We start from the raw sequence: 26,274 nt of genomic DNA on the forward strand, positions 1-26,274 counted from the left end.
CTATGGGGTCTCAGCTGTCCCACTTAATCCCACAGGAGTCTCCCCGTTCCCCATCTCCCCTTGCCAAAATAGTCTCTCGAAATCACACCCCGAAAAGTGGGGACGTTAACAATGCGACTCCAGCGGGATGTATTGGATGAACACATCCCAATTCGGACATTTACTCAGCCTATTCAGACAGACGTGCTTCTTTTCATCAATGAATGGTCCGACCAACTATTTGGGATGGGTGTGGTGGGAAATGGCGAGACTCCCGCGGGAGAAGGACTCAGGCGAGACCCCACAGGGAGTGTCAACGACCGAGGAGGCTTGCCGGTTCCCCCGCAGGAAAGCGAGTCATTTCCCGCCACACCCTCTACCTAATTTCGAAGAGGGCCATAAGTCTCCATTTCGAGTCTTCAAGATATGGGGGATTATGTTCAACAATACGATTTTCAAGGTTGTTTTTGTTATGATAGGTAAAGATACATATAGAGGAGGAAGAACAATGGAAGAACAACGACTGGACTTTTTATTAGAACTATTGAATACCCCGTCACCATCAAGTATGGAGATGGAAATACAGAAAAGATGGATGAAAGAAATGAATCCATACGCAGATGAGATTCGTACGGACCACGCTGGGAATGTCATTGCGGTATTGAATCCAGAGGCTGAGTTCAAAGTATTACTTGCTGGTCACTGTGATGAAATCGCCTTGATCGTGAATCGCATAGATGAACAAGGTTACTTACATATCGATAAGATGGGTGGTATTAACCCTAAAGCAGCAGTCGGTATGAAAGTAACCGTTCTCGGTTACGGAAAGACCATCACGGGTGTCATAGGAGTGAATGCACAGCACCACGGCGGTCTGAAAGGTGATTTTGGTTTGGAAGATTTGTTTATTGATTGTGGAGCCAAAACGAAAGAAGAGATGGAAGAGTTTGTCCAAATTGGTGACCTTGCTGTCTACAAGCGAGAGCCGGAAGTGATGATGGACCGCTATATCTCTGGTCGTGGTCTGGATAATCGTACAGGGCAGTTTATTGTAGGTGAAGTGCTGCGTAGATTATCAGATAAGAATTTGAACGTCGGCGTATATGCAGCGAGCACAGTAAACGAAGAGACCAACATGGGTGGTGCATACTTTGCGGCCGCTGGAGTGGAACCTACGATGGCCATCGCATGTGACGTTACGTTTGCAACGGATTATCCGGGAGTCAACAAACAGAAGCACGGGGATATCAAAGTCGATGGTGGACCGGTACTTGCGAAAGGTGCGCCCATCAATCGTAATATCAATGACATGCTAGAAAAAGCAGCGAAACGCCTAGATATGGATGTTCAATATGAATTGACGCCTCGTTTAACGGGAACAGATGCAGACAAAATGCGCTTGACTGGAAAGGGGGTACCCGTCAGCCTTGTTTCTTTGCCTTTACGTTACATGCACTCACCTGTTGAAACAGTCGGCATCAAAGATATCGAGGAAGAAATAGACTTATTAGTCGACATGATTGCGAACATGTCAGGTAACGAAAGTTTGAATCCGTTAGATTTGTAAATTAATTTGAAATCAAAGTAGTTGCCAACTTTTCAATTTTTGTATAAACTATCAGTACAACATTATATCGATTCCATCTTCGGGGCAGGGTGCAATTCCCGACCGACGGTAAGGAGCGAGTTTCGTTCTAAGTCCGTGACCCGCAAGGCGTATGCCGAGCGGTGGACCTGGTGAAAGTCCAGGACCGACAGTTAAAGTCTGGATGGGAGAAGATGTCGAGCGAAGCAGGTAGGATGTATGCAATTTCTACCTCTAGTTTCCTATGGACTGATTATCCCCCCCTGAACGCCCACCGGCATTCAGGGGTTTGTTTTGGTATCTATAGGGACACCGTTCACCTTCATCTGGGATGTGAATCGATGAAAAGGATGAAGGAGGAGATGGATGATGAACCAATCATCTAAATTGTTCAGACTGATTATTTTAGCTTTATTCGGAAGTATTTCTATGGTATTGATGCTGGTGAATTTCCCGCTACCGATGCTGCCACCTTACTTGAAGATTGACTTCAGTGAGATTCCGGCCTTAATTGCAGCGATTCTCTTTACACCTGTAGCTGGTATTGTCGTTGAAGGATTAAAGAATACGTTGTATTTGATTTACACAGGTGCTGCCGATCCGGTAGGTGTCGTGGCAAACTTTACGGCAGGGGTACTATTCGTTGTTCCTGTAGCCATGATCTATCACAAGTTTAAATCTACAAAATCACTGGTATCTGGCTTAGTGATTGGCTCGATCATCATGACTGTCGCAATGAGTGTACTCAACTACTTCTTGGTTTTACCCGCCTACAGCTGGTTTATGGGGTGGGAAACGATGAGTGCGAGTGTGAAATGGACAACAATCATTGCAGGGATTTTACCTTTCAATGCGTTAAAAGGAATTATTGTAGGGACTCTCTTTGTCCTGTTATTTGCGAAGATGGAACCATGGCTGAAACAAAAACGCGTGCGGTCTTCCACCGCAGCATAAATATATTTACTGAAGCTGTCACTCTAGTGGCGGCTTCTTTTTTTGACTTTCTATTTGATCATTCATTCAATAAAAAGAAGCTGCCTATAGGAGGCAACTTCTGTATGTTCGATTATTGTGAGCTATCTTCCTGTTCATCAACACGATATCTCGCTGTAGGCATAGCCTCTAAACGCTCGACAGGAATCGGCTCACCAGACATTTCACTTTTACCATAGCGTCCTTCCTCAATTCGTTGCAGGGCATCATTTACTTCCATTAGTTTCTCTCGTGCTTGCTCATAGAAGGTTTGTTCTTTGGCGCGTTCGTGTTGATCTGTTCCCAAGTTAGCGGGATGGTCCGCTACACTGGAAATCTCACCGGTGTCGTCATTAGGATAATCTTCTTTTGCCCGGTCATCCCGGTATTCCTCTAAGTTCTCTTCAGCTTCTTTCTTCATATCCAATAATTGCTTTTTAAAGTGTTCAATTTGTTTATCTGTTAACATGAAAATTTCTCCTTTCGAACAAGCGGGTTATTTTTTTAAAGGGACAACACCGATGGTACACCTCGAAACAGAGATCTTTTCACCCGTTTCAGACATGATTTCTATATGCCAGACCATCGTGTTTTTACCGATGTGGACTGGAGTAGCTTTGCCGATGACGGTACCTTCTCGGATGCTTTTAATATGGTTGGCGTTTATTTCGATGCCGAAGATCTGGTACTGGTTCGGATCGACATTCAAATATGCGCCTATGCTGGCCGCGCTCTCAGCTAGAGCGACGCTTGCTCCACCATGAAGGAATCCCATCGGTTGTCTCGTCCGGTTTTCAACGGGCATATGAATTTCTACAATATCTCGTTCGGCTTGCTTGATCTCCATTCCTAGTGCTTCCATCAACGTATTCGTCATCATTTCATTCATTATTCATTCATCCTTTCATTTATAATTCCCACTATGTAAAGGTTCAAACCTGCGGGTTGGAACCGAGTGAAATTACACCCTCATTTGTCCTTAATACAGACAAAGAAGGATGGTTAGTCCCATCCTTCTTTGTGCGTCACTCGTGTTGTGTTGTTTTTATCCGATTGGAATGTACAGCTGTAGAAGAAGTGACAGACCAAGGAGCATTCCATAAATGGTGTTCGTCTGAGCGGTAGCTTTCATCGCTGGGAGCATTTCAAGAGGTTCCCGCTTCCCGCGAAATCCTTGTATGGCTTGGCTTGCTTTATAAATACTAATGAGAGTGATCAGCGACCAATAAGGAAGTAGTCCACTTAGTACAAAAGCGATGGTTAACAAGTATGCGCTCGCCATTAAAGTCGTCAAGAAAATAATCGACCCTTTGTGACCGAAAAGGATGGCAAGGGTTCGTCTACCATTTTCCCTATCCCCGACACGGTCTCGGATGTTGTTCGCAAGTAAGATTGTCCCCACGAAAATCGCAACAGGAACAGAAATCAATATGACCTCCCAAGACACGGTCATTTGTTGGATGAAATAACTGATGGCAATAATGATGGTTCCCATAAACACACCAGCTGTTAATTCACCGAATGGAGTGTAAGCGATCGGGTAAGGTCCACCTGTATAAAGGTAACCGAATAACATCGAGACAAGTCCGATTGCAGCTACCCACCAACTGGAAGCTATGCAAATATAAACGCCTAGCAAGCCTGCTATGAAGAAAAAGGCAAGGGCAAGCGTCAATACGGTGCGTGGATTGACACCATCTCGGACGATGGTTCCGCCGATTCCAACAGAGTTTTCATTATCCAATCCTCTTTTGTAGTCATAGTATTCATTAAACATATTGGTTGCTGCTTGAATGAGAATGGATGCCAGTAACATGGCGGCAAATAACCAAAAATCAATGGTTTGTTCCATCGCCGCGAGCATTGTTCCGACAAATACGGGTACGAATGCTGCTGTTAACGTATGTGGGCGTAAGAGTCGCCACCATACTTGAAAACCTTCACGTTCATTCAAGGAAGCTTTCATGTTTTGATTAGGCACTGAGCTCATAGGTGTTCTCTCCCTTGTTCTAAATCTTTAATTAATGATAACATCTTAAGTTTAGGGAAACACTCGTGTGGTGTCAATCAATGTAAGAATATGCAAAAGGAAAGGGAGAATCCTTGAGTCAAGGGAAAAAAGAGAATAAAATAGAAAGTGACGCCTAATTACATTTATTTATGATGGAAACATCATTTTGCTTTATATAAGAAAAGGGTAAAAGGATAAATGACGAGTGGTCTGATATTTAATTTTTAATAAAACATCGTCATCAAACTCCTGCTCTGTTAAAAACGTCCCTTAAAGAATGGGAGGAAATCTGGATGCTTCATACAAAAGTACCTCATATAGAAGAGATTATTGGGGATGCCATCAAGAAAGCTCAACAACAAGAAAAACCTCAGATGGTCAGTGTCGTTGAACGAATGGATCAAATGGATCCGTTCCAATTTTTATATGCTGGTCAGAGTATTGACCGTCACCGTCATTTTTGGCGCAGTGCGGAAGGGAACTTCACGATGGTTGGAATCGGATCGGCTCGAACGATGCGTTCTTCCGGTTCATATAGATTTACTGAATTACAGCAGTCATGGAACACATTCCTAGAAGGCGCCGTGACTTATGATGAATATGGGGAAAAAGGAACGGGCATTGTCGCCTTAGGTGGGTTCAGTTTTGATCCTGAACAAAAGAATCATCATCCTTGGGAGTCGTTTCCTGCAAGTCAGCTGACGATTCCAGCGTATCTTCTAACGAATAAAGGATCCCTTTCCTATCTGACGTCCAATTTCATCATTTTTCCTGAAGATCATCAGAAACAAATCATCCGGAACTGGGGCGACCAAAAAGAACAATTATTTATGGAGAAACCTTATTCTTCAAGTGTGCCCGTTCGAGTAGATGAAAAAGAAATTGAGCCAGAACAGTGGAAACAAACTGTACAGCAAGCAACGGAGGACATCAAGCGTGGAGTCCTCGAGAAGGTCGTATTGGCTCGTGAGCTAAGAATTACATTCGATAATACGGTCGAAATCGAGCCTGTATTGAAGGCGCTGAGTGAAACCCAACAGAATAGCTACATTTTCGCTTTTGAAAGCGAAGGGGAATATTTTGTCGGTGCAACCCCTGAACGCTTGGCGAAATTAGAGAATCAACAACTGATTTCAACTTGTCTGGCTGGTACGATTCCTAGGGGCGATACCGAGGAAGAGGACAAGCGTCTAGGCATGGAACTAATGTATGATCCTAAAAACCGTCAAGAGCATCAATTTGTGGTCGAGATGATTAAAGAAGCGGTGGAAGCTTGTAGTCATCACGTTGAGGTACCGGACGCACCCGTTCTATATCCATTACGGAATTTGCAGCACTTGTATACGCCGGTAAAAGCGGTTTTAGACGAAGGGTTTACTTTGATTGATGTAATTGAACGCCTGCACCCTACACCGGCATTAGGTGGATTGCCCCAGAAAAAATCCGTCGAATATATTCGTTATCACGAAACGTTGAACAGAGGCTGGTATGCTGGTCCCGTTGGTTGGTTAGATGATCGGAACAACGGTGAATTTGCCGTTGCGATCCGTTCTGCATTAATTCAGGGGGATGAAGCCTCTTTGTTTGCCGGCTGTGGAGTCGTCGAAGATTCAGATCCGCAAGCTGAATATGAAGAAACGGCGGTGAAGTTAAAGCCGATGCTTTCCGTTTTAGGAGGATACTAATGGAACATGTGGAGTCATTAACGAAATATGTTACGCATTTCGCCGATCAACTCGCCTTTTCGGGGGTTGAAGATGTCGTCATCTCACCGGGGTCGCGCTCTACTCCGCTTGCGATGACGATGGCTGAGTATGAAGGTCTTCGTCACTGGGTTCACCTAGATGAACGTTCTGCGGCGTTTTTCGCTTTAGGAATCGCAAAGAGTAAACAAAAACCGGTGGCGCTTGTTTGTACCTCCGGAACGGCTGCCGCTAATTATTATCCAGCGGTTGTTGAAGCTTACTATAGTCGCGTACCCTTAATTGTGCTTACCGCCGACCGGCCACACGAGCTTCGGGAAGTGGGGGCTCCTCAAGCCATCAATCAAATCAAGATGTTCGGGGAGTACGTTCTTTGGTATCAGGACCTTGCCTTACCTGAACCTAATATGCACCTCTATGCCAGGCGCCAAGCGGCAAGAGCGGTGGAAGAAGCGACTGGAGAGCGACTAGGACCGGTTCATTTGAATCTTCCGTTTCGTGAACCGTTGATTCCTGACTTTCAACTAGATGGATTGTGGAGAGAGGGAGCTAAACCGATTCCTCGCTCAATCGCAAGTGGAGCCGTCCCATCCCATGAACAAATGGATGAGCTTGTCTCAGAATGGAAGCAGAAAGAAAAAGGGGTGATCGTTGTCGGACCTCAAGTTGATGAGAATTTGAGAGAAGCGGCAACTCAACTCGCCCATCGTCTAGGTGTTCCCATTTTAGCAGACCCGTTATCTCAATTGCGCGCCGGGGTTCATGATAAAAGGAATGTCATTGAAAATTATGATGCGTTATTAAAATCAGAACTTGTCAGAGAACAGCTTTTACCTGACTACATCATCCGTTTCGGAGCTATGCCAGTGTCCAAAGCCTATTTGAAATGGGTGCGAGATTTAGATGTAGATCATTATATTGTCGACGCTGAGAAGAGCTACCGGGAACCTGCAGGGGTTGCCGCTCAGTTCGTATGGGGGGATCCCGTGTCGTTTTGTGAGCGAGCTGCATCACTCCTAGCAGATGAAGGGAAAGAATCAGAGTGGTTAGGTCATTGGCAACAAATTAACCGAATGGCTAAAAACCTTATGCTGACAGAACCTGACGAAGATTTGAACGAAGGACATGCGGTGGTGTACTTATCTGAAACGCTGCCCCATGATTCATCTTTCTTCGTCGGGAACAGCATGCCGATTCGAGATGTCGACAGTTTCTTTATGGGGACCCCAAAAGATGTACAAGTGATGGCAAATCGAGGAGCGAACGGGATTGATGGAGTCGTTTCAACGGCGATTGGTGTAGCTGCAACTGGTCGGCGGACGACGTTATTGCTTGGAGATGTATCGTTCTTTCATGACTTGAATGGACTATGGATGGCTAAGCAGCATAGAATCCCACTGACCATTGTTTGTATCAATAACGATGGGGGTGGCATTTTCTCTTATTTACCACAAGTCCAACACCCTGACCATTTCGAGCAGCTTTTTGGAACCCCCGTCGGGATCGATTTCTCTAAGGCTGTAGAGATGTATGGAGGAATTCATTCGAGAGTAACGTCATGGTCCGGTTACAAAGAAGCGCTGAGGAAGAGTTATGAATCTTCTGGCTTCACGGTTATTGAAGTGGTGACGAATCGGGAAGACCATGTAGCCTTTCATAAGTCGAAGTGGAAAAGCATTGAAGAAGCGGTTTTACATGGACGTGACACCGATGTATAAACAACTTGGAGAACGAAGGTATTGGGTAGAGGACCTAGGAAACGGTGCTCCTCTACTTCTACTTCATGGGTTTACTGGCACCACGCACACATTTAATGGTATGATCGATGAGTTGACCGAGGAGTATCGACTGATTAAGATTGATTTGCCAGGGCATGGTCAAACTGGTCCTATCGGTGTGGTCACCATGGAAGAGTTCTGCGGGGATCTATCAGCTCTTTTAGAAGAACTGGGTTTACCCGAGGTCTCGATCCTAGGATATTCTCTTGGTGGACGAACGGCACTTTCTTTTGCCAACTTATTTCCTGAAAAAGTCACGCGTCTATTTTTGGAGAGTTCTTCCCCGGGACTTGCTACATCTGAAGAACAGCTGGCACGTCAAGTGAAAGATCAGGCGCTTGCGACCATGTTGGACGAACAAGGACTGACTGCCTTTGTCGACTATTGGGAGCGTATCCCTCTATTTGATTCACAGGTGACATTGCCTGAATCAACAAAAAAACAGATAAGAGATGAACGCCTTCAACATCAGGCTCTTGGATTACAAGAATCTCTGATGGGGATGGGGACGGGGGCTCAACCTTCTTGGTGGGATCAATTGAATGATATACATGTACCTGTCATTTTAATTACCGGTAAGCTTGATCAAAAGTTTCAGAACATCAACCAATTGATGGAACAAAAGCTGCGCCAAGTGGAGTGGATTGAGGTCGATGATGCCGGTCATGCAATTCACCTTGAGAAACCACGAATTTTTGCTAAAATTGTAGATACGTTCATGATACAATAAAACATGAATGAAAGCGGTTTTCCGTTAATGAATAAGGAGGAAATAGTATGTCTTTTGAATGGGTTCGCGAACGCGAATACGAAGATATCTTATATGATACATTTGAAGGTATCGCGAAAATTACAATCAACCGTCCAGAGGTGCGCAATGCATTCCGCCCTCAAACGGTACATGAGTTGATCGACGCATTTGCTTATGCGCGTGACGATTCTAAAATCGGAGTCATCGTACTTGCGGGTGCTGGTGATGATGCTTTCTGCGCAGGTGGAGATCAAAGAGTCCGAGGTCATGGAGGATATGTTGGCGATGATCACATCCCTCGTTTGAATGTGTTGGACTTACAACGTCTGATTCGTGTCATTCCAAAACCTGTAGTGGCAATGGTTTCTGGTTATGCGATTGGTGGAGGTCACGTTTTACATATCGTGTGTGACCTTACGATCGCTGCTGACAACGCAATCTTCGGTCAAACTGGACCGAAAGTAGGCAGCTTTGACGCTGGATATGGAGCTGGATTGTTAGCTCGTATCGTTGGTCATAAGAAAGCTCGTGAAATCTGGTATCTATGCCGCCAATATAGTGCTAAAGAAGCGGAAGACATGGGTCTTGTCAACACGGTTGTACCTTTAGATCAATTAGAAGCAGAAGTTGTCCAGTGGGGTAGAGAAATGCTTGAGAAGTCCCCGACAGCTCTTCGCTTCCTGAAGGCATCCTTCAACGCTGATACGGATGGTCTTGCAGGACTTCAGCAAATGGGTGGAGATGCAACACTGCTTTATTACACAACGGAAGAAGCGAAAGAGGGCCGCGATGCCTTCAAGGAAAAGAGAAAACCTGACTTCGGTCAGTTCCCTCGTTTCCCATGATTTGATAAATTTTACGATAAGAAAGAAAGGGGCATCCCACTTCAGGGTTGCCCCTTTCTTTACAGTAGGAGGTTTCATTATGGGTGAGAAAATCCCTCATTGGTTAGAGAAACAAGCCCAATTAAACCCAAGTAAAACGGCGATACGATTCGAAAGAGGAGCTACTCTCGCGTTTTCTGAACTACGAATCGAAAGTAGGCGAGTAGCCACATCTTTACAAAGCAAAGGAATAGGTAAAGGGTCTCATATTGCTTTATTAGCGAATAACCAAGCGGATGTGCCCGTTTTCATACATGCTGCAAGTTACGTAGGGGCCGTCTTGGTTCTACTCAATACACGATTGACATCATCTGAAATCGCCTATCAATTGAGAGATGCAGAAGTAACGGACGTCTTTGTAAGTCAAGAATGGATGGATAAGGCTACGGAGGCACGATCAACTTTACCTGATTGTCGTCAATATGTTTTGGAGGAATTGAATCAATCGAAAGATGATGGTGAATCCTTAATCGAAGAAATAGACCTTGATGAAGTGTTTACGATGATGTACACCTCTGGAACCACGGGGCGCCCGAAAGCCGTTATGCATACGTACGGCAACCATTGGTATAGCGCGGTTGCTTCTGCGCTCAATTTAGGACTTCATAAAGACGATCAGTGGTTGTTATGTTTACCGCTTTTTCATGTAGGCGGCTTTTCTATCTTGATGAAAAGCGTCGTCTATGGAATGACGGTGGAATGTTTAGAGTCATTTGATGAGCAAACCATTGAAGAAGCGATTTATCAACGCGGGGTGACGCATGTATCCGTTGTTACCGTCATGTTACAGAGGCTGATTGAAAAGTTAGGACATGGTCAGTACCCTGATCATTTCCGATGTATGTTACTTGGTGGCGGTCCTGTACCTAGACATCTCCTTGAACAGGCAGCAGAACGAAATATTCCTGTTTTTCAGTCTTACGGCATGACGGAGACCTCCTCACAAATCGCCACCTTGAGCCCAGGGTCTGCCCTTCGTAAACTAGGTTCTGCTGGAAAAGCTCTCAGCCCTGCATCATTAGTCATTGACTCGGAGGAGGATGGTGAAGTGGGGGAGATTCTAGTTCGTGGACCTATGGTAGCCAAAAGCTATTACAATCACCCGCCTAGTGAAGAGCCATTCTTTCGGACGGGAGACTTAGGATACAAGGATTGTGAGGGATTCCTCTATGTCGTCGACCGAGTGAAGGATGTGATCATTTCTGGTGGGGAAAACATTTATCCAGCAGAGATTGAGAGTGTTCTGGCCGGCTTGCCTGGAGTTATTGAAGCAGGTGTGACAAGTCGAACTCACGAAAAATGGGGGGAAGTACCTGTCGCTTTCCTCGTCACCGAGGATGAGGCAGTGTGGAGTAAGGAAACAATCAACAATCTTATTAAAGAACAGGTAGCAAAGTATAAGCTTCCTCACGCCTATTTCTTTGTCAAAGAGTTACCGCGAAACGCCTCCAACAAATTGCTGAGGCGACAATTGACTTCTCTTATCGAGGGGGAAGAGTATGGAGATTGACCACTTTTCTTTCAAGCAAGTAGAACTACCATTGAAGGCTCCTTTTCGTACTCACCAAGGTACAGTAACAACGCGGAAGTTGATCATCGTTGAAGTGGTGGACCGTCATGGTATGAAGGGGTACGGAGAAGTGACGGCATTCGAGACTCCCTTTTACACATATGAGACACTTTCGACCGCCTGGCATGTAATCAAGGATGTTCTTCTTCCAGCCCTAGACTGGTCAAGCATTGAACACCCTTCGACTTTTGCTGGAAAGACATCTTTCGTTCAAGGTCATCCAATGGCGAAAGCGGGAATCGAAGGGGCTCTTTGGGATTTGTACAGCAAAAGGCTCGGAAAAAGTTTGAGTGAAGTAATTGGTGGAGGAAGGCAAAGGGTAAAGGCGGGAGCGGTTTTAAGCTTGAGTGACTCCTTGGAAGAAGACCTTTCTCGATTGAAAAGGGAAGGGTACGAACGGTTTAAATTGAAAGTTGAAAAAGGTAAAGAGTTGGCTGCTGTTCAATCCGTGCAACAGATTGATGACAGCTTACCCATCATGATAGATGCCAATGGACAGTATTCTAAAAACGATATGGACCACTTAGTATCGATGGATCCGCTAGGGTTAACCATGATCGAGCAACCTTTTCAACCAGGAGATTTTTATTTGCACCAACAACTCCAACAGCAGATCTCGACGCCTATCTGTCTTGATGAATCGATTATGAATGTTCATGATGCGGTACAGGCCGTTCAGTTTAATAGTTGTCACGTTATCAATATAAAAATCAGCCGAGTCGGTGGTTTGACGGCAGCGAAATCTATCCATGACTATTGTTTGCACCATCAGATTCCTGTTTGGTGTGGAGGAATGGTGGAGTCAGGGATTTCAAAAGCTCACAATTTAGCATTGGCTTCACTAAAGAACTTCTCCATCCCTGGTGACTTATCCAGTTCAACACGTTATTTCGAGCGTGACATCATTTCGCCAGGAATCACACTAGAAAATGGAAGTATCGAGGTACCTACAAATCCTGGCATCGGGGTCGTCGTCGATGAAGAGTTTTTACAGCATGTAACCACTCAAACATATGTCTACTCCATTTAAATTCATAAGCCCTCCGTTTATGGTTCAAACTAACAATAAAGGAGGGCTTGTTTTGGACAAAAATAAATATTACGTGAATATCGGTACAAAGGAAATCTCAATTAATAAAGATGGGAATAATGACGAATTCATCGTGCATGCAACAGAAGATGAAATCATTAACTTACGCGAGCTTTTTGACGAAATTGAACAAGCGGACAACCGATCTTTTTGGCGCTCGCATGTTCCTTTTCAACCTTACCATCAAGACCAAGCGAACGATGACTTTGATGCAAGTATGAAAGAGGCGTTCCAGAAGATTTATGATTTTGGTGATGAAGAAACAAAGGGATTGATCAAGCAGATGGGGGTTTTGGAACTATAGCATCCTCTTCATTTGCTGTATTCCTGAATAAAACAAACAAAAGCCGACCTTATTGTTAGGAGCGGCTTTTCAGGCTGTTGAAGAAGGTTCTGTTAGATCATATAAGAATGCCGTGGGATGGAAAACGACTCGCTTTCCTGCGGTGGAGCCGGCAAGCCTCCTCGTTCGTTAACACTCTCTGTGAGGTCTCGCCTAGATCCTTCTCCCGCGGGAGTCTCCCCGTTTTCCATCCCACTATGCTACAAGTAGTAGAAACAGACCCTTGCCAAACATTGTGCGTTCATCCGTAGCAGCCCTCTTTGTAGGTGATTTCAAGAGGTTCACACTTCCTATCGCAAGGTGGCGTGGAAACGGCGACACTCCTGCAGGATCCTGAGGCTTGGGTGAGATCCCGCAGGACGCGAAAGCGATCCGAGGAAGCTCACCGCCTCCTGCGGAAAGGGGGTCGTTTCCACGCCACCGGTCACTTCTCATTTTGAAAGAACCGAAATGAGCTTTCTCGACACTCAGAAAAGCCGCTCCTCTTTAGATAGGAGCGGCTTCTGTATTACGCCTCAGCCTTGGATATCGGGCATTTCTTTAGCTGTTTCGATGACTTCTTCAGGGATCGTGATTTCTTCGATTTCATTGAAACGACTGTACTCTCCATACATGGATTGTTGAATCGTGATGCTCTCTCCATTCTCCTCGACCGTCATATTCATATCCATGTTCATATTTTGTGGGTAGTAGGACTCCTTATCAATGGCAAAGCGATAGCTTAATTCATTGATTTCGACTCCTGCCATCATGTCTTCAGAGAACATACCCTCTGGCATGGTTTCCTTTACGCTATCTTCAATCAGTTTCTGGACATTCTCACCTTCTGAAGAGAAGGATAGAATATAAAGGGACCCTTCTGTTTCCAGGTCGAATTCATCTACATAATCTTTCAGTGTCTCCAATTGACTTGCAGGTGTTTGTTGCTGCGCAGAAACCGCGTTCATCTGATCAAGTAATTCTTTTGGAGCTTTCATCCAACCCTCTTCCATGGGAGATGTCATGTAAAATCCTTCTTTGGTGTAGTATTGTTCCATAGATTGTCCCATTGTCTCGATTGTCTGATGAAAGGCGACTGGATCCATCTGCATTTCGGATTCAATCGTGGATTGAATTGGGACGTCGGTCGGGAAAGGGGAGTTGGTTTCACCAGACCCATCTCCTCCTTCGACTTCAAAAGTTTGCTCCGACTCAATCGTCATGGCCAGACTTTCAAGGTTCTCGCTAGCTTCTGTTGCGTTTGCGTAGATTTCCTCTAATTTCTGACCCTCTGTACTGGAACAAGCACTAATGATGAATCCCATAGCCAGTAAACTAATAAAAATGAGCCATTTCTTATTCATAAAATTCCTCCTTCGTAGTGTCCTATCTTATTTACGGGAATAAATGGTAAATGGTTTCAATATCTAGTGAAAATTTTAGAAAGGTTTACCTAGGGTAAGGGAGAGGAATAATAGGGGAAATGAATCGAACGCACTGGTTTGTATTTCCGTTGGCTTGTGGTACGATTTAAGAAGGTCATTATCGGTGATGAAATACCAATCATCAGAAACATGCTCAAACATAAAGCTTTAAAGGCAGTTGATCAAACATGAAAACTTTTTATGATTTTTATCACAATCCTGTGAAATTATCCTTTGAAGACCATCCCTTTTCAAAGTCACCGAAACATGTGTGGGTCATTTGCCGTTATGAAGACCAATGGCTGCTCACAAAACACAAAGATCGAGGGCTAGAGTTTCCGGGTGGGAAAGTCGAAGAAGGAGAAAGTGCAGAGGACGCGGCTTTTCGCGAAGTGAAAGAAGAAACAGGAGCACAAATCGACGATCTTACTTATGTCGGTCAGTACTTTGTAGAAGGCAAAGGCGGCACTGTCATTAAAAATGTCTATTACGCAACGATTGCTTTGTTGAGTAATCAAGAACATTATTATGAGACTCATGGACCTGTGCTTTTGGACGAACTTCCGGATCAATTGAAAAGGAATAATCGTTTCAGCTTCATGATGAAAGATGAGGTCCTACCTCAATGCCTTCGAAGAATTGAACAGCATCATCAAAATTGATAGAAAATGAAAAGAACCGGTCGCAACATTGCGTCCGGTTCTTTTATCTCAATCAAGAGAGAGGAAGTCTTCAGTCCCCGTGATAGGCTGGACCGGCTCCTTTGATGACATCACTTGCGTACGAGAATTTCTTGAAGTTCGAGTGGAATTTGTGAGCTAGTTCTCTTGCTTGTCGATCATACTCTTCTGGATTCTCCCACGTATTCTTCGGAATAAGAACCTGTTCAGGAACACCTGGACATTTGGCCGGGATATTTAAACCGAAAATCGGGTCTTTATGGAATTGTTCATCATCCAAATCACCGTTCAGGGCTGCTTGAATCATGGAACGGGTATAGGAGAGTTTCATTCGTGAACCTTCCCCGTAAGCGCCACCCGTCCAACCTGTGTTGACAAGGTAGACGTTTGCGTTATATTCATCAATTTTGTCTCCCAACATCTCCGCATAAGTGGAGGGTGGTAAAGGGAGGAACGGAGATCCGAAACAAGCAGAAAATGTAGCTTGTGGTTCCGTAATGCCTCTTTCTGTTCCAGCTAGTTTACTTGTATATCCACTTAAGAAGTGGTACATAGCTTGTTCTTTAGTCAGCTTGCTGATCGGTGGCAAAACGCCTGTTGCATCAGCTGTTAAGAAAATAATGGCATGCGGATGCCCAGCGACACTTGGTTTGACGGATTGATCGATATGGTCGAGCGGATAAGCGGCTCGTGTATTTTCTGTCAGTGATGTATCGTCATAGTCGGGTGCTCTGTTCGAGTCTAGAACGACATTTTCCAACACTGAACCAAAACGAATGGCATCATAGATTTGAGGTTCTTTTTCTTTCGACAGGTTGATGCACTTGGCGTAGCATCCGCCTTCCATATTGAACACGCCTTGATCGGACCATCCGTGCTCATCATCGCCTATCAATCCCCGTTCAGGATCAGCTGAGAGTGTTGTTTTACCCGTTCCGGACAAACCGAAGAACAGAGCAACATCCCCTTTTGCACCGACGTTTGCCGAGCAGTGCATCGGCAGGACGTTCTTCTTCGGTAACAAATAATTCATAACAGAAAAAATCGATTTCTTAATCTCACCGGCATATTCCGTACCACCAATTAAAACGATGCGGTGCTTAAAGGAAATCATGACGAAAGCCTCTGAGTGGGTACCGTCTTCCTCTGGTTTGGCTTTGAAGGAAGGGGCCGAGATCACGGTGAATTCAGTTTCGTGCTCGTTCAGCTCTTCAGATTCTGGGCGAATGAACATCTGCTTTGCAAAAAGGTTATGCCAAGCGAATTCATTAATGACTTGTATCGGTAAGCGATAGTCTTGATCGGCTCCTGCGTACCCTTTGAATGAGAAAATCTCCTCTTTTGATTGTAAGTAATGTAAAACTTTGTGGTATAAGTTAATGAAAACATCTTCGTCTATAGGTTGATTTACAGATCCCCACTCGACGTCTTCAGAAGATTGATTGTCTTTCACAATGAATTTATCTTTCGGAGATCTTCCCGTGTACGTCCCCGTTGTGGAGCGAATCGCCCCTTTATCTGTTAATGTGCCTTCATCTCGATCTAAGATTTTTTCGACCAATTGTGAGACGGACAATTGGTGATGCACTTGTTCTTGAGCTAATAAAAGGTTCAACTCTGACATTTGGTTAATAGCACTCATCGTGTCTACCCGCCTTTATAATGAATTTTAGTGATCATGATTGACTGAATGTGAAATTAGTATAACACATTCAATTTAATAATCCATACTATTATTGAAAACGTTTTAATGAATTTTATTATCCTCTGAATGGACCAGTGTCTATTCCGTTTTTTCTTTTGTGTTCCCTGCAAAGGTGAGTCACAACCATGCTATGAATTATCATATGTCACAGGGGACACTTCTGTTTATGATTTCGAGAGAGTGTCTATAAAGATGGGGTATATAATGGACAGAGCAATCGTTGACATCAACATAGCTTTTCGGTACGATTATCAAGAACGGATACTCTCTTATCCAGAGTTGGTGGAGGGACAGGCCCTTTGAAGCCCAGCAACCGTCATGATCTTATGACATGGTGCTAACCTGAAGCAAGGAGTTTATGAGCTTCTTGGACGATAAGAGCGAAAGGAAGCAACCCCTTTCCTCAACGATTAGGAAGGGTTTTTCTTTTTGTAGGGGAGTGATTTTCACTCCCGGGCTGCCCATTAGGTTGTGACTAGATGACAGATCATATATATGGAAGCTTCTCTAGAGAGGCTTCTGCACATACTGGTAAAGAGTTCCGTCTAATACTTTGTACTTACAGAAGGAGGAGTTTTGAAGAATGCCTGCCAATCGCCGGTTATTCACATCAGAATCTGTTACAGAAGGTCACCCTGACAAGATTTGTGATCAGATTTCTGATGCTATTTTAGACGAAATTTTGAAAAATGACCCGAACGCAAGGGTTGCATGTGAGACAACAGTGACTACGGGACTTGTGCTCGTCTCTGGAGAAATCAGTACGAATACTTATGTAGATATTCCTTCAATCGTTCGCCAAACGATTAAAGATATCGGCTATACACGGGCGAAATACGGTTTCGATGCCGATACGTGCGCGGTGTTGACGGCTATTGATGAACAATCGCCAGATATTGCTGGTGGGGTAGATGTCGCTTATGAATCTCGTGAAGGTCAGATGAGTGAAGATGAAATTGAAGCGATTGGTGCTGGAGATCAAGGGTTGATGTTCGGTTTCGCTAACAACGAAACGAAGGAACTCATGCCGATGCCGATTGCGTTAGCTCATAAGCTATCTAAGCGTTTATCGGATGTACGCAATGACGGTACACTCGAGTACTTGCGTCCAGATGGTAAAACTCAAGTAACGATTGAATACGATGAGAATGACAAACCAGTGCGCGTCGATACCATTGTCATCTCTACCCAGCATTCAGAAGAGATCACGCTGAAAGAAATCCAGAGTGATTTGAAAAAGCATGTAATTGACCCAGTTGTACCTGCTGATTTTATTGATGATCAGACGAAATATTTTATTAATCCGACAGGCCGATTCGTGATTGGTGGTCCTCAAGGGGATGCTGGATTAACGGGGCGTAAAATCATTGTCGACACATACGGTGGTTATGCCCGTCATGGTGGAGGAGCCTTCAGTGGTAAGGATGCAACGAAAGTGGATCGTTCCGCTGCTTATGCGGCTCGCTATGTAGCGAAGAACATTGTGGCTGCTGGCTTAGCCGAACAAGTGGAAGTACAGCTTGCCTACGCGATTGGGGTCGCTCAACCTGTTTCGATTTCCATCAACACTAACGGTACAGGAACTGTTTCAGAGGAACAACTTGTTGACGCGATTCGTGAGCTCTTCGATTTACGTCCGGCTGGAATCATTAAAATGCTTGACTTACGTCGCCCTATTTACAGACAGACGGCTGCTTATGGACACTTCGGTCGTACGGATGTAGAGTTTCCGTGGGAAAGAACGGACAAAGCAGAAGAACTGAAAAGCCGATTTCAATAAATAGACAAAAAAAGCCGAGGAGGGAATTTAACTTGATTCCCTCCTCGGCTTCATTTGTATAAGGTACTAGGCAGTAGAAGGCTACTCTAATGTACTCTTATAGTATTGACCCTTTTCTACATAACTCTTTCTTATTCTGTTCATTTCCTTGAAATCATCTTCTGTCAATTCCCGTACTACCTGAGCAGGCCGACCAAATGCAAGTGTTCGAGGAGGTATCTTTTTGCCGGGAGGCACTAGGCTCCCCGCTCCGATGAAGGCTTCCTCTCCAATTTCTGCTCCGTCAAGAATAAGTGACCCCATTCCAATCAGTGCATTTTTTTCGATGATAGAAGAATGAAGCGTAACTTGGTGTCCGATGGTTACCCCGTCTTTGATGATCAATGGTTGATCTGGACTTTGATGTAAAAGGCTCAAGTCTTGAACGTTTACTTGATCTCCAATATGTACAGGTGCCACATCCCCGCGGATGACGGTTTTAAACCAGATGCTCGCTTCTTTACCTATGGTCACATCTCCTGTAATGACGGCATCTTCTGCCACAAAAGCACTAGAATCAATCACCGGCCGTTTTCCTTTATATTCGCAAATCATACTGAACCCCCTTATAATGTGATTATACTAAGTATAACAAAAGGGAAGAGGTGGATGGATGCAGAAGTGGGTTGCACAACCAAGTAAAGCGACAATTGTCATCGTTCATGGAGCTTTTGAACATGGTGGTAGGTACGAGGCTCTAGCGAAACAATTTCAGGCTGACGGATTCTCTGTCATTCATGGGGATCTTCCTGGCCAAGGTCACACGGTCGGTAAAGCAGGTCATATTCGTTCATTTGACCAGTACATATCAACCGTGGAAGCGTGGCTGCAAGAAGCAGGGACAGAACAGCCTGTATTTCTTCTCGGTCACAGCATGGGGGGCACGATCGTCATGCGTACAATGGAAACATTGAAACCTGAGGTAAGTGGCGTGATCTTGTCCTCACCAGCCGCAGGGATTTTGAACGGAGCAGGGAAACCTCTAGAAGCGGTATCGCGGGTACTGGATAAAGTGATGCCGACACTGCGCGTAAAATCCCCTATGAAGCCGGAAATGGTCACTCGGAATCAGGACATGATCGAAAAAGACCTTCAGGATACCTTAATCCTCGATAAGGTGTCCGTTCGTTGGTACCATGAATTCCGTAGGGCCATCAAAGCTGCCTTCAAGGATGTAAGCGAGTTTCCAAACGTACCGCTTCTTGTCATGCAAGCAGAGGAAGATCAGATGGTCGACGTTGATAAAACGAAGGAATGGTTCAATTTAGTAGATACGAGTGAAAAGAATTATAAGCAGTGGCCTTCGTTATATCATGAAATTTATAATGAACCTGAATGGAAAGACGTGTATCAATACACACTAGATTTTATAAACCGCCAATTATAAAAGGGAGGATTCGTCTTGTCTGGTCATGCACCGCAAAATGCTGTCCATTTAATGTTTCATGTGTACAAGCAAGTGTTTCCTTGTGTCCATAAAGAACTGAATCATTGGATTGAACGGGCAAAATCGATCCCAAATAACGAGCTCCGGGTCCAGGCACTTGCAAGTATTGAAGAAAAAACTTTCCATTGTGAGGGAGGTGGCATCTATAGTCTGCTAGCTGGTAAAAACAAAGACCGAGCCATTCGATTCATCGTCGCGTATCAGACAATCAGTGATTATCTAGATAATTTGTGCGACCGAAGCACGTCGATGAATCCTGATGATTTCCGTTTATTACACCAATCCATGACGGATGCACTGACGCCGGAAAACGATTTGAAAAATTACTATGCTTACCGAACAGACCAAGATGATGGTGGTTACCTTCATGATTTAGTTGAAACGTGTCAAACGATTCTCAGAGAGTCAAGGGATTACTCTTTGGTCCATCCCTATACAATCAAGTTGGGTTCTCTTTATAATGATCTTCAAGTACATAAGCATGTCATCGAAGAGGAAAGAATCCCTCGTTTGAAGCAGTGGTTTGATGACCATCAAAAAGAGTGGCCGCATTTGGAATGGTATGAATTTTCGGCGTGTTCAGGCTCTACTTTAGGGATTTTCTGTCTCGTGTCCTATATGTTAGGCGGAAAGATCGATGAGTCATTGGCTGAGCAAGTGGCAAGAAGTTATTTTCCTTTCATGCAAGGACTTCACATCCTGCTTGATTATTATATCGACCAACAAGAGGATGAAGAAGAAGGGGACCTCAACTTTTGTTCCTATTACTCTCATGAAGACGTAATGAAAGAGCGCTTCGCCTATTTCGTGAAGCAAACGCATGGGGAGATCCAAAAGCTTCCGGACCCCGCCTTTCACCAGATGATTCACGAAGGGTTAGTCGGCATGTATCTAGCCGACCGGAAAGTAGGAAAGTTAAACAATGGAAAGGCATTCGTCAAAGGGTTGTTGAAAGTAAGCGGCCACAAAGCGAAGTTCTTCTATTACAACACAAAAATGTACCATAAATTAAAGCCTGGTCGCTCTTTGTAAGATCCCAGGCTTATTGTTTTTCTAGAGCGATAATGAACGGGGGGGTATTCTTTTGATTGATGAACCCGTATTGGAGAGCTCGTACATTCTTCTGATCGAGTGATTCGACATATCGGAGAACAGCTTCCTTCTCTTCCTTACCACCGGGGTGGCCATGGTAAACGACGAGGACGATCAGCCCACCTTTTTTAACTTGATGTAAAAGCGATTCAATGGAGGCGATGGTTTCCTCAGGTTTTGTAACGACAGATTTGTCACTGCCTGGTAAGTAACCTAAATTGAAAATACCTGCCTGAATCTGATTATGATGATCGTTATGGATATGCTCACTGAGATTAGCGTGTGAATCATGGATCAAAGAAGTTTGGACATAAGCGTCGTGTTCTTCTAAGCGTGCTTTCGTGTTAGCAATGGCGTCAGGTTGAATATCGAATCCATACACGTGCCCTGTTTCACCTACAAGATTTGCTAAGAAAAGGGTGTCGTGTCCATTGCCGCACGTTCCATCAACCGCAATATCTCCTTCAGTCAAGCTATCTTCCATCAACGAGTGTGCATAGTCTAAAATGCGAAGTAACGTCATATTTTGATCCTCCTATTCTTTGAATTATTGTAGCACAAGTCGTTTCTATAGAAAAAAGCTTGCAACCCAAAAGGGCGCAAGCTAACGTTTAGTCGTTTTCGTTGATTTATTCTTGTACTTCTTAACAGTGTCAAAAGCTTTCTTCGCGTATCTCTTCGTTTCTTCCGGATTCTGCTTCGCGTATTGGATCCCTTTACGAATCAATTTCTTCACTTTGATCACCTCATGTCTCTATCATAATCGATCCGTAAACCATTGAAAAGTGTTTCGTTCTCCCGAGATGCTTGACAAAGATCATTCGTTTCATTAAGATACGAGTATATATAGCATGACGATGAAGAGGAGTAGTAATGAAGTTTCAAGCATAAAGAGAGGCAACGGGTGGTGTAAGTTGTCCTTGAACTTTGTGAACTCACCTTGGATGTCGCAGGAGCGAATGGATTCCACGAGCTTTTGCCGGTGAAGTCGCCGATATAGACCTTTTTTCGAGTGAACGTTTTACATAAACGTTAATTTGGGTGGTACCGCGGGAATCAAGCCTCTCGTCCCTTAGTGATATGGGATGAGGGGCTTTTTATATTCAGATAGATATGAGGAGGAAAAGACATGGCTTTTGATCATAAGACGATCGAGAAGAAATGGCAGAAACACTGGCTGCAAGAAAAAACATTCAAAACAGACAGTCAATCGAACAAAGAAAAATTCTACGCATTGGATATGTTTCCTTATCCGTCCGGAGCGGGTCTTCATGTAGGACATCCGGAAGGGTATACTGCGACCGATATCCTTTCAAGAATGAAGCGTATGCAGGGCTACGAAGTTCTTCATCCTATTGGTTGGGATGCATTTGGACTTCCGGCTGAACAATACGCCTTAGATACAGGGAACGACCCGGAAGAATTCACAAAGCATAATATCGACACGTTCCGTCGCCAAATCCAAGAGCTTGGGTTTTCATATGACTGGGACCGCGAAGTGAATACTACGGACCCGGGTTATTATAAATGGACGCAATGGATCTTTCTGAAGCTTTATGAAAAAGGGTTGGCCTACATTGACGAAGTGGCTGTTAATTGGTGCCCGGCACTTGGAACCGTCCTTGCGAATGAAGAGGTCATTGATGGAAAGAGTGAGCGAGGCGGACACCCGGTAGAACGTCGACCGATGAAACAATGGATGCTGAAGATCACGGCTTATGCCGATCGCCTGTTAGAAGATCTTGAGGATTTGGATTGGCCTGAAAGCATCAAAGACATGCAGAGAAACTGGATTGGTAAATCGGAAGGAGCAGAGGTTACGTTCGACATTGAGGGGGACCAGGGAACGTTCGATGTGTTTACAACAAGACCTGACACCTTATTCGGCGCAACGTATGCCGTACTTGCCCCTGAGCACCCATTAGTCAATCAAATTGTCACATCTGAACAAAAAGCAGCTGTCGAGGAGTACATCGAAAAAGCGCAGAATAAGAGCGATTTAGAGCGAACGGATTTAGCTAAAGACAAGTCAGGTGTATTCACCGGCTCTTATGCGGTCAACCCAATCAATGGTGAAAAACTACCGATCTGGGTGGCGGACTACGTGCTGATGAGTTACGGAAGCGGAGCGATTATGGCTGTTCCCGCTCACGATGAAAGAGACTACGAATTCGCTCAAACTTTCGATTTACCTATTGTACCTGTTCTTGAAGGCGGAGAGATTGATAAAGAAGCCTATACTGGAGATGGAAAACACATCAACTCTGATTTCTTGAATGGATTAGAGAAAGAAGAAGCCATGGAGAAAGCGATCCAGTGGCTAGAGGAAAACAATAAAGGTGAGAAGAAAACAACGTACCGTTTGCGTGACTGGCTATTCAGTCGCCAGCGTTATTGGGGAGAACCGATTCCTGTCATTCATTGGGAAGACGGTTCGATTACACCTGTTAAAGAAGAAGAACTACCTGTCGAACTTCCGAAGACAACGGAAATCAAGCCATCCGGTACTGGTGAGTCACCACTTGCAAATATCGACGAATGGGTGAACGTCGTAGATCCGGAAACGGGCATGAAAGGCCGTCGTGAAACGAACACAATGCCTCAATGGGCTGGTAGTTGCTGGTATTACTTGCGCTATATCGACGCAGACAACGACGAAACGTTTGCTGATTACGAGAAGTTGAAGAAGTGGCTACCTGTTGATGTGTACATCGGTGGAGCGGAGCATGCCGTCTTGCACCTATTGTATGCTCGCTTCTGGCATAAAGTATTGTACGATGCAGGTGTTGTACCAACGAAAGAACCTTTCCAAAAACTATTCAACCAAGGAATGATCCTAGGTGAGAATAATGAGAAGATGAGTAAATCAAAAGGAAATGTCGTGAACCCTGATGATATCGTTTATTCTCATGGAGCGGATACGCTTCGTTTATATGAAATGTTCATGGGACCATTAGACGCGTCCATCGCCTGGTCTACAAACGGACTGGATGGCGCACGCCGATTCTTGGATCGTGTATGGCGCCTATTTATCCAAGACGAACAACTATCTTCTTCTATTAAAGAGGATAGTAAAAATCAAGACCTAGAGAAGGTCTACCATGAGACCGTTAAAAAAGTTACTGAAAACTTCGAGGAGCTTCGCTTTAACACAGGGATCTCTCAAATGATGGTGTTCATTAATGAAGGGTACAAAGTCGAAGAACTTCCGAAAAGTTATGTAGAAGGTTTTGTGAAGCTATTATCCCCTGTAGCGCCACACCTAGCGGAAGAACTTTGGTCGAAGTTAGGACATGAGAGTACGATCAGTTACCAGCCTTGGCCTGAGTTCGATGAATCGAAACTTGTGGAAGATGAAGTAGAGATTGTCGTTCAAGTGCTAGGAAAGGTACGTGCTAAAATCATGGTGAACAAGGATGCTTCTAAGGAAGATTTAGAGAAGCAAGCGTTAGAAAATGACCAAGTTCAACCATGGCTAGAAGGTAAAACAGTGCGAAAGGTCATTGCTGTTCCTGGAAAACTTGTTAATATTGTAGCGAACTAAATGAATCATGAGCCGTCTCTTAACTAAGAGGCGGCTTTTTACATGAACATGAATTGTTCTATAATCGGGCAGTAATTTTGAACACTCAATTTCGAGACTTTTGTAGTGAGGAAGGGGGAGATGGGGAACGAGTCGCTTTCCGTTGGGCGGGCGCAGAGCCTCCTCTAGCTAAAGCTCTCCGGGGTCTCAGCTGTCCCACTTAATCCCACAGGAGTCTCCCCGTTCCCCATCTCCCCTTGCCAAAATAGTCCCTCGAAATCATCCCCCTGGAGTCCGTGAACAATGCGACTCCAGGGGGGTGTATTGGATGAACGCACCCCAATTCGGACATTTACCTAAGCAATCAGGACAACAGATGTACGATTTCAGACCTCTATCTGCTCAATCAGTACAAGTGATCCTCTATATCGGACATTTCCTTACGATTCGGACAAGAGTGGCAATTTACCGGACATTTACTCAGCCTACTCAGACAGACGTGCTTCTTTTCATCAATGAATGGTCCGACTAACTATTTTCGGTGGGTGTGGTGGGAAATGGCGAGACTCCCGCGGGAGAAGGACCAAGGCGAGACCCCACAGGGAGTGTCAACGACCGAGGAGGCTCGGCGGTTCCCCCGCAGGAAAGCGAGTCATTTCCCACCACACCTACGCTTACTTACGAAGAGGACCCAAACATTTCAACTTCGAGTATTCAAGATAAGGGGGATATTGTTGAATAGATTTCTTGCGAATGGTAAATTCAAGGTTGAATTCTTGACTTTCACTATCGTTCTAATACAATGATTCTGCATACAAAAATAATAGGAGGCGTTGAAATGAGTAATATTGAAGAAATTTCTCCACAAGAAGTACAGAAAAAAATCGAACAAGAAGATGGAACTGTTCTTATAGATGTTCGAGAAAATGAAGAAGTCGAGCAGGGTATGGCTCCTACAGCAAAGCACATCCCACTTGGTGAAATTCCAAATCACGTAGATGATTTACCTAAGGATCAAGAATATGTGCTCATTTGCCGATCTGGGCGTAGAAGTATGAACGCAGCAGAATTTATGAATGAAAAAGGTTTCTCCAATGTGAAGAACATGCAAGGTGGTATGTTGAATTGGGATGGAGAGCTAGTCTTTTAAGTAGAAAGGTTCAACACCGATGACTTTTATTTATATTACAGCTACCGTTCTATTGTTAGTGACCATCTCTTTCATTGTAAGAAAAAGTTCACTCAAACTTTTAAAGCAGCAGCCTCTTGAAGACAACTTTTGCATCATTGATATTAGAGATTATATCTCATCGCATCGGTCTCCTTATCCAGGGGCTGAAAATATACCGCTTAGTTATTTACAAAGAGAGCTGCGGGATAGAATGAAGTGTAGGAAAGAAATCTTACTTGTAACGGATGACCTGCGAGGTGCAAAAATAGCAGCGAAAATCATTCGGAAAAAACAAAAACAAGCGATATATTATATACAAACTTAGAGGACCCTCGGGAATAGAATGGTTTCCTAGGGTTCTTCTCATTTGCAGATGTTTTTTCAGTGTCTATTAATTAATTTACGAAAAACTATTGACTCTACTCTTATAAACTTGTAGTATGAATAACGTTGCTTCTTAAGCAAAGCAACAAAGGATGATGAGAATAAATTCCTTTCAACAAATTCTAACAAGTGTATTGACACAACATTACACCATATGCTAGAATTTACTTACTGTCGCAAGGCAGTTCAATTGATCTTTGAAAACTGAACGAACCAACCAGTACGTCAAGATGTTCTTTCTACTATAGAAGGAATTCAAACAAGCACATTCGGTGTGCAAATGAGCAAGTCAAACTTCAACTTTTATGGAGAGTTTGATCCTGGCTCAGGACGAACGCTGGCGGCGTGCCTAATACATGCAAGTCGAGCGCGGGAAGCGAGCTG

25 protein-coding genes, 1 rRNA gene, 2 riboswitches and 1 other annotated feature are annotated in these 26,274 nt (G+C 44.3%); of the genes, 18 read left to right on the top strand and 8 right to left on the bottom strand.

Annotated features, from left to right (window positions below):
- Window positions 1-487 precede the first annotated feature (487 nt).
- Window positions 488-1,546 (top strand): M20/M25/M40 family metallo-hydrolase, encoded by a 1,059-nt coding sequence (locus H0266_RS12870; RefSeq protein WP_181472773.1) that lies wholly within the window; start codon window positions 488-490, stop codon window positions 1,544-1,546.
- A 71-nt stretch (window positions 1,547-1,617) separates the two neighbouring features.
- Window positions 1,618-1,764: riboswitch (FMN riboswitch) on the top strand.
- A gap of 166 nt (window positions 1,765-1,930) precedes the next feature.
- Entirely contained in the window at window positions 1,931-2,518 is a 588-nt protein-coding gene (locus tag H0266_RS12875) for an ECF transporter S component (protein ID WP_181472774.1), read from the top strand.
- Window positions 2,519-2,630: 112 nt separating this feature from the next.
- On the opposite strand, the gene H0266_RS12880 is transcribed toward H0266_RS12875, so the two are convergent.
- The 3 genes from H0266_RS12880 to H0266_RS12890 all read right to left on the bottom strand — a co-directional run bounded on the left by H0266_RS12880 (window position 2,631) and on the right by H0266_RS12890 (window position 4,526).
- Window positions 2,631-3,005, bottom strand: coding sequence for a TraR/DksA C4-type zinc finger protein (locus H0266_RS12880; protein WP_181472775.1), 375 nt, complete (start codon window positions 3,003-3,005; stop codon window positions 2,631-2,633).
- Window positions 3,006-3,032: 27 nt separating this feature from the next.
- Entirely contained in the window at window positions 3,033-3,425 is a 393-nt protein-coding gene (locus tag H0266_RS12885) for a hotdog fold thioesterase (protein ID WP_425484303.1), read from the bottom strand.
- A 156-nt stretch (window positions 3,426-3,581) separates the two neighbouring features.
- On the bottom strand, window positions 3,582-4,526 hold the full coding sequence (locus tag H0266_RS12890; RefSeq protein ID WP_181472776.1) for a 1,4-dihydroxy-2-naphthoate polyprenyltransferase: 945 nt from the start codon (window positions 4,524-4,526) through the stop codon (window positions 3,582-3,584).
- 314 nt (window positions 4,527-4,840) lie between these two features.
- Here H0266_RS12890 and H0266_RS12895 point away from each other — a divergent pair, with 314 nt between their 5' ends.
- The 7 genes from H0266_RS12895 to H0266_RS12925 all read left to right on the top strand — a co-directional run bounded on the left by H0266_RS12895 (window position 4,841) and on the right by H0266_RS12925 (window position 12,627).
- A complete protein-coding gene (locus H0266_RS12895; protein ID WP_181472777.1) occupies window positions 4,841-6,232 on the top strand; it encodes an isochorismate synthase in 1,392 nt (463 codons plus the stop codon).
- Entirely contained in the window at window positions 6,232-7,968 is a 1,737-nt protein-coding gene (gene menD, locus H0266_RS12900; RefSeq protein ID WP_181472778.1) for a 2-succinyl-5-enolpyruvyl-6-hydroxy-3-cyclohexene-1-carboxylic-acid synthase, read from the top strand. Before H0266_RS12895 ends, menD begins: the two co-directional genes overlap by 1 nt.
- A complete protein-coding gene (gene menH / locus H0266_RS12905; RefSeq protein WP_246363894.1) occupies window positions 7,928-8,758 on the top strand; it encodes a 2-succinyl-6-hydroxy-2,4-cyclohexadiene-1-carboxylate synthase in 831 nt (276 codons plus the stop codon). Before menD ends, menH begins: the two co-directional genes overlap by 41 nt.
- Before the next feature lie 47 nt (window positions 8,759-8,805).
- The gene (gene menB, locus H0266_RS12910; protein ID WP_181472779.1) at window positions 8,806-9,624 is read left to right on the top strand and encodes a 1,4-dihydroxy-2-naphthoyl-CoA synthase; all 819 of its coding nucleotides are present in this window, start codon (window positions 8,806-8,808) and stop codon (window positions 9,622-9,624) included.
- Window positions 9,625-9,703: 79 nt separating this feature from the next.
- The gene (locus H0266_RS12915) at window positions 9,704-11,173 is read left to right on the top strand and encodes an o-succinylbenzoate--CoA ligase (RefSeq protein WP_181472780.1); all 1,470 of its coding nucleotides are present in this window, start codon (window positions 9,704-9,706) and stop codon (window positions 11,171-11,173) included.
- A complete protein-coding gene (gene menC, locus H0266_RS12920) occupies window positions 11,163-12,263 on the top strand; it encodes an o-succinylbenzoate synthase (protein ID WP_181472781.1) in 1,101 nt (366 codons plus the stop codon). The genes H0266_RS12915 and menC overlap by 11 nt, the downstream gene beginning before the upstream one ends.
- Before the next feature lie 52 nt (window positions 12,264-12,315).
- Window positions 12,316-12,627 carry a hydrolase gene (locus tag H0266_RS12925; protein WP_181472782.1) on the top strand — a complete coding sequence of 104 codons (312 nt, stop codon included), beginning with the start codon at window positions 12,316-12,318 and terminating at the stop codon, window positions 12,625-12,627.
- Window positions 12,628-13,181: 554 nt separating this feature from the next.
- On the opposite strand, the gene H0266_RS12930 is transcribed toward H0266_RS12925, so the two are convergent.
- Window positions 13,182-14,009, bottom strand: coding sequence for a DUF6612 family protein (locus H0266_RS12930; protein ID WP_181472783.1), 828 nt, complete (start codon window positions 14,007-14,009; stop codon window positions 13,182-13,184).
- Window positions 14,010-14,257: 248 nt separating this feature from the next.
- Here H0266_RS12930 and ytkD point away from each other — a divergent pair, with 248 nt between their 5' ends.
- On the top strand, window positions 14,258-14,731 hold the full coding sequence (gene ytkD / locus H0266_RS12935; protein WP_181472784.1) for an RNA deprotection pyrophosphohydrolase: 474 nt from the start codon (window positions 14,258-14,260) through the stop codon (window positions 14,729-14,731).
- 70 nt (window positions 14,732-14,801) lie between these two features.
- Here the strand turns inward: ytkD and pckA are convergent, their stop codons facing one another.
- Entirely contained in the window at window positions 14,802-16,391 is a 1,590-nt protein-coding gene (gene pckA, locus H0266_RS12940) for a phosphoenolpyruvate carboxykinase (ATP) (RefSeq protein WP_181472785.1), read from the bottom strand.
- 329 nt (window positions 16,392-16,720) lie between these two features.
- A riboswitch (SAM riboswitch) is annotated at window positions 16,721-16,835 on the top strand.
- 202 nt (window positions 16,836-17,037) lie between these two features.
- Here pckA and metK point away from each other — a divergent pair.
- Window positions 17,038-18,234 carry a methionine adenosyltransferase gene (metK, locus tag H0266_RS12945; protein ID WP_181472786.1) on the top strand — a complete coding sequence of 399 codons (1,197 nt, stop codon included), beginning with the start codon at window positions 17,038-17,040 and terminating at the stop codon, window positions 18,232-18,234.
- Between the two features lie 81 nt (window positions 18,235-18,315).
- Here the strand turns inward: metK and H0266_RS12950 are convergent, their stop codons facing one another.
- Complete coding sequence (locus tag H0266_RS12950; RefSeq protein ID WP_181472787.1) at window positions 18,316-18,828, bottom strand: gamma carbonic anhydrase; 513 nt, start codon at window positions 18,826-18,828, stop codon at window positions 18,316-18,318.
- 58 nt (window positions 18,829-18,886) lie between these two features.
- Between H0266_RS12950 and H0266_RS12955 the strand changes: the two genes are divergently transcribed.
- Window positions 18,887-19,660: an alpha/beta hydrolase gene (locus H0266_RS12955; RefSeq protein WP_181472788.1), complete on the top strand. Its 774-nt coding sequence runs from the start codon at window positions 18,887-18,889 to the stop codon at window positions 19,658-19,660.
- Between the two features lie 51 nt (window positions 19,661-19,711).
- Complete coding sequence (locus H0266_RS12960) at window positions 19,712-20,752, top strand: tetraprenyl-beta-curcumene synthase family protein (protein ID WP_181472871.1); 1,041 nt, start codon at window positions 19,712-19,714, stop codon at window positions 20,750-20,752.
- Window positions 20,753-20,762: 10 nt separating this feature from the next.
- Here H0266_RS12960 and mnmM read toward each other — a convergent pair whose 3' ends face one another.
- The gene (gene mnmM / locus H0266_RS12965; protein ID WP_181472789.1) at window positions 20,763-21,335 is read right to left on the bottom strand and encodes a tRNA 5-(aminomethyl)-2-thiouridylate-methyltransferase MnmM; all 573 of its coding nucleotides are present in this window, start codon (window positions 21,333-21,335) and stop codon (window positions 20,763-20,765) included.
- Window positions 21,336-21,416: 81 nt separating this feature from the next.
- Entirely contained in the window at window positions 21,417-21,548 is a 132-nt protein-coding gene (locus H0266_RS19620) for a hypothetical protein (protein WP_281374317.1), read from the bottom strand.
- Between the two features lie 112 nt (window positions 21,549-21,660).
- Window positions 21,661-21,888: a binding site (T-box leader), on the top strand.
- 53 nt (window positions 21,889-21,941) lie between these two features.
- On the opposite strand from H0266_RS19620, the gene leuS reads away from it, so the two are divergent.
- The 5 genes from leuS to H0266_RS12990 form a co-directional block, all read left to right on the top strand.
- Window positions 21,942-24,356 (top strand): leucine--tRNA ligase, encoded by a 2,415-nt coding sequence (gene leuS, locus H0266_RS12970; protein ID WP_181472790.1) that lies wholly within the window; start codon window positions 21,942-21,944, stop codon window positions 24,354-24,356.
- 307 nt (window positions 24,357-24,663) lie between these two features.
- Window positions 24,664-24,867, top strand: coding sequence for a hypothetical protein (locus tag H0266_RS12975; RefSeq protein ID WP_181472791.1), 204 nt, complete (start codon window positions 24,664-24,666; stop codon window positions 24,865-24,867).
- A gap of 306 nt (window positions 24,868-25,173) precedes the next feature.
- Window positions 25,174-25,485, top strand: a complete 312-nt coding sequence (locus tag H0266_RS12980; RefSeq protein WP_181472792.1) for a rhodanese-like domain-containing protein — start codon at window positions 25,174-25,176, stop codon at window positions 25,483-25,485.
- A gap of 19 nt (window positions 25,486-25,504) precedes the next feature.
- Window positions 25,505-25,831 carry a rhodanese-like domain-containing protein gene (locus H0266_RS12985; RefSeq protein ID WP_181472793.1) on the top strand — a complete coding sequence of 109 codons (327 nt, stop codon included), beginning with the start codon at window positions 25,505-25,507 and terminating at the stop codon, window positions 25,829-25,831.
- Between the two features lie 361 nt (window positions 25,832-26,192).
- Window positions 26,193-26,274 (top strand): 16S ribosomal RNA (locus H0266_RS12990); the annotation flags it as partial.

It is taken from the genome of Halobacillus locisalis (assembly GCF_013694105.1).
Taxonomy (GTDB): Bacteria; Bacillota; Bacilli; order Bacillales; family Halobacillaceae; genus Halobacillus; species Halobacillus locisalis.